Raw genomic sequence first — 3,739 nt, forward strand, 5'->3', positions numbered from 1 at the left:
CGACGTCGAGAATCTGTTTTTCGGCGGCAGCGGCAACTTTGCGGGCACCGGCAACGCGCTCGACAACATGATCGTGGGCGGTGCGGGTAACGACGTCCTCATCGGTGGCGCAGGTGCCGACGTAATGATCGGTGGTGATGGCAGCGATATCTACGAAGCCACCGACCTTGGGGACGTGGTGATCGAGCTCGCCGGTGCCGGCAGCGACACGGTCTGGACCTCGCTCGCGAGCTACAGCCTGGGTGACAACGTCGAGAATCTGTTTTTCGGCGGCAGCGGCAACCTTGTGGGCAGCGGTAACGCGTTGGCCAACACCCTCGTGGGTGGTGCGGGTAACGACGTCCTCATCGGTGGCGCAGGTGCCGACACGATGGACGGCGGTGTCGGCAACGATATCTACGAAGTCACCGACCTTGGGGACGTGGTGACCGAACTCGCCGGTGCCGGCAACGACACGGTGTGGACCTCGCTCGCGAGCTACACCCTGGGTGCCAACGTCGACAATCTGTTTTTCGGCGGCAGCGGCAACTTTGCGGGCAGCGGCAACGCGCTGGCCAACACGATCGTGGGCGGTGCGGGTAACGACGTCCTCACCGGCGGTGGCGGTAACGACGTGATGAGTGGCGTCTTCGGCAACGATACGTTCGTGTTTGCTGCCGCGGGTTTCGGCAACGATACGATCCTGAACTTCGGCGCCAATCTGGCCGCAGAGCAGGACCTGCTCAATATCACGGGGCTGGGGATCACCAGCGCGACGTTCGCTGCCAACGTGAGCATCGCGGCTGACGGGGCGGATACGCTGGTAGGGTTCGGGGCGGACAGCATCCGTCTTGTTGGTGTCGCCAGTGCGACCGTTGATCAAACGGACTTCATTCTGGCCACTTGAGGTCCTGATCAGTACCGTCGCAGGAGGGCGGGACAGTAGAGGGAGGGGAGGGCAATGGATGTCCTCCCTTTCTCCTTCCACTCAATTGCCCATTAGCTATCGGGGTGCCAGCAGCGTACTGGCGCTCATCAAAGCAGGTTGGAACCGAACTGCGAAATCAAAAAAAACAATGGAAAAAGGAAACCCGGCCTTGAACATTTCAGCCATCTGCCTCTTGAGCAGCCTGTTGGTTGCGGTTGCGGCTTCTGCTACCGGGGTTACTTCGGTCTTCGACCTGGGCTTCACCAGGTCAGCCACGGAAACGCTGAAAAAACTGGACATCAACGACGCGTTTATTATCACCGTCTCAAGTCCTGCTGCATTTACCTTCTGCCGAAAAGGATCGTCAACGCTCTGGAAGTATCAGGCGCTGGATCTGGAGCAACAAGCTGCAATCCAGATCGGCCCAAAGGGGCCTTTGACGGACTATCAGCGAATTACCGTTGTGCAAATCGATAGCGTTGCGTGCGAACAGGATCACTTTGCCGCATTGGTTAACCCGGCAATCAGGCGTGGACTAGTCCTCGGCCTGATCACTCTGTTTCTGTTGGTCGGCCTCCTGTATACCTACCGGGCAATCATGCATTGCCGTTATGACCAGGCCGGTTTTTCGAAGCCTGGCTTGCAGCGTTTGAGAGATTCCCGGTTTGCGTACAATTCAACGGTCACGGCGTTGGCCGCGTGGGGTATCGCTGTAGCTACGGCATTTGTTTACTTCGGGTTTTGAACCGTCTGCGTAACCGGCAAGCGCAAGCATGAGTTGCTCTTGGTATTAACATGGTTCCTCGTGGTGCAGTTTGTTTCGCCTCGGCGAATAGAAATTCCATTCGCTGATGTACTTGATTAATGCACTGATAGTTTCAATTGATCCTGCGTTGCTGCCGGCTTGAAAGGGTGGCCGGATTGCCGCGGAGTATGCAGTTGGTGTTTGCACTGGATAAGCGTCGCTCGCTATTGCGCGAGTTGTGGGATGTATAACAACTAGTGGATCCAATATGCAATTGTCGAAGTTTATGTAATCAAGCAGCCCAGCTGTCGTGAGGGATAGCGGGGAAGTTTGCTTGTTACTGTCGCTTCAGGTGCACTTGCGCTACGACACCGTTTGTCGGTGGCTTGTTCGAAAAATGAACATTGGAGCGTCTGAGGCCTCTGATTCTTCAGCGCGTCAGCCATGACCTGCTCCCGCAATTGCAAAAAGAAGTGGAAATCGAATCTCAAAGGCAGTGAGTGCAAATGGGATTTTTTATCTGAACCTCAGGGAAGTCATAAACAAGCCGGTCATTGATTTGCCAAGCGAGTCAATGAAGTTAACAGTGCCGAGTCCATGATTTGGCTTATCTTGTAGAAGTAAGATCGCACAGGATTTTTAATGGTCAGGAATCTTGTCAAGTAGCCGATCTGTACTATCGAATAAGGTGGAGAAATTACCGTGGCGATAACTACAATTATGAGTCTGCTGGAAAATAAAGAATTCCTGGAGTTTTTGCGTCTGGGCGTTATTTACGTTCATTTGGTGGCGTGCTGTGTAGCCATTGGTCTGGTGTTGACCAGTGATGTCGCGATGGTAAGAGATCTTTTAAAACGCAAAGTGTTCACTGAGCATGATAATGCTCACATGGAGAGTCTTCAGAAGTCTGTGGTCGTTGCACTGATAGCTTTGTGGGTAACGGGTATCGCTGTCGTCGGTATTGATTACCTGGGTAAAGGAGTCGAATACTTTATGAATCCAAAGCTTCAAGCCAAAGTGATTATTGTCGCGTTGCTGAGTTACAGCGGCGTGCTGTTGCATCGCCTGGTACTGCCGGCACTGCAAAAGGCTGGCTCCTTGCTCAAACTCGAATTCAGTGCACGAATGCTGGCGTTGGCCTGCGGTTCGTTGTCGGCCGTGTCCTGGATGTATGCCGCCATGCTGGGTGTCGGGCGGCCTTTGGCCTGGAAATTTTCCCTTTCCGAACTGTTGATGGCTTATCCGGTACTGATTGCGCTCGGGTTCCTGGCGATGCTGGCGCTGACTCAGCGAGCGAAACAACAGGACGACTACGTTGCGCCTCAGCGAACAGTAGCAAGCGCATGCTAAGCCGGTTCTGCGGGTAAATCCTGCGGGCTTGCCCAGAGCCCGAGAGGTGGCGATCTTCCTGGTGCAGGTTTCAACCCGGACCTGCACCGCAAGGCCCTTTTTTGAGTCTGTCCCGTCCTGAAGAAGTGAGTCCCGGTGTTACCAACCCCCACCGGTGTAGCGTAAAAACACGCTCAGGTAACAATCACCTCGTCCTGAAAAAATCCCCTCGAAAATTTCTCCAACGCCAGAGCCCTTGATTCTGGCGCTCTCCAGCCCTTCCGAATTTTTCTTGAATGCCTGTCCAACAAGTTGGCCGCTTGATTGCATATGATTGTATGTACAAGTAAATGCGTGTGCGTATGAGTCCCTTGAGGCTCTCCGCAACAGCCACTGATTCGCTTGTCGCGCAACGATGCGCACAGGCTGGCTTGCCCACTGCCTGGGTTGGCTTGAATTGATCGCTTGAGCGTCTTTTTCGTGACTGACAGTAAACCTGCAACGTTTCGTGACTCGTCGATGCCGGTTACCCGATTGCAATTGAATGTGCCAAAGCGCAGGGCTTGAACCTGCCAATGATTACCCCGGTTATAGGAGCCTGAAAATGCACACACTGAACCTGATCCCCGGCCAATTGAGCCTCGCCCAACTGCGTGACGTCTATCAGCAGCCGGTGAAGCTGACCCTCGACCACAGCGCCGCGGCCCAGATCGAAGCCAGCGTGGCCTGCGTGGAACAGATCCTCGCCGAGAACCGCA

3 protein-coding genes and 1 pseudogene are annotated in these 3,739 nt (G+C 54.6%); all 4 read left to right on the top strand.

Annotation, left to right across the window (positions count from 1 at the left end; genetic code table 11):
- On the top strand, positions 1-886 hold an 886-nt coding region (locus PMI31_RS30010), incomplete at its 5' end, for a calcium-binding protein (RefSeq protein ID WP_008019354.1).
- A gap of 190 nt (positions 887-1,076) precedes the next feature.
- Positions 1,077-1,652, top strand: a complete 576-nt coding sequence (locus tag PMI31_RS16770) for a hypothetical protein (RefSeq protein WP_043302439.1) — start codon at positions 1,077-1,079, stop codon at positions 1,650-1,652.
- A 702-nt stretch (positions 1,653-2,354) separates the two neighbouring features.
- Entirely contained in the window at positions 2,355-3,002 is a 648-nt protein-coding gene (locus PMI31_RS16775) for a hypothetical protein (RefSeq protein ID WP_008019356.1), read from the top strand.
- 583 nt (positions 3,003-3,585) lie between these two features.
- Positions 3,586-3,739: pseudogene (locus PMI31_RS30795) on the top strand (histidine ammonia-lyase); the annotation flags it as partial.

Source organism: Pseudomonas sp. GM55 (assembly GCF_000282395.1).
GTDB classification, from domain to species: Bacteria; Pseudomonadota; Gammaproteobacteria; order Pseudomonadales; family Pseudomonadaceae; genus Aquipseudomonas; species Aquipseudomonas fluorescens_CC.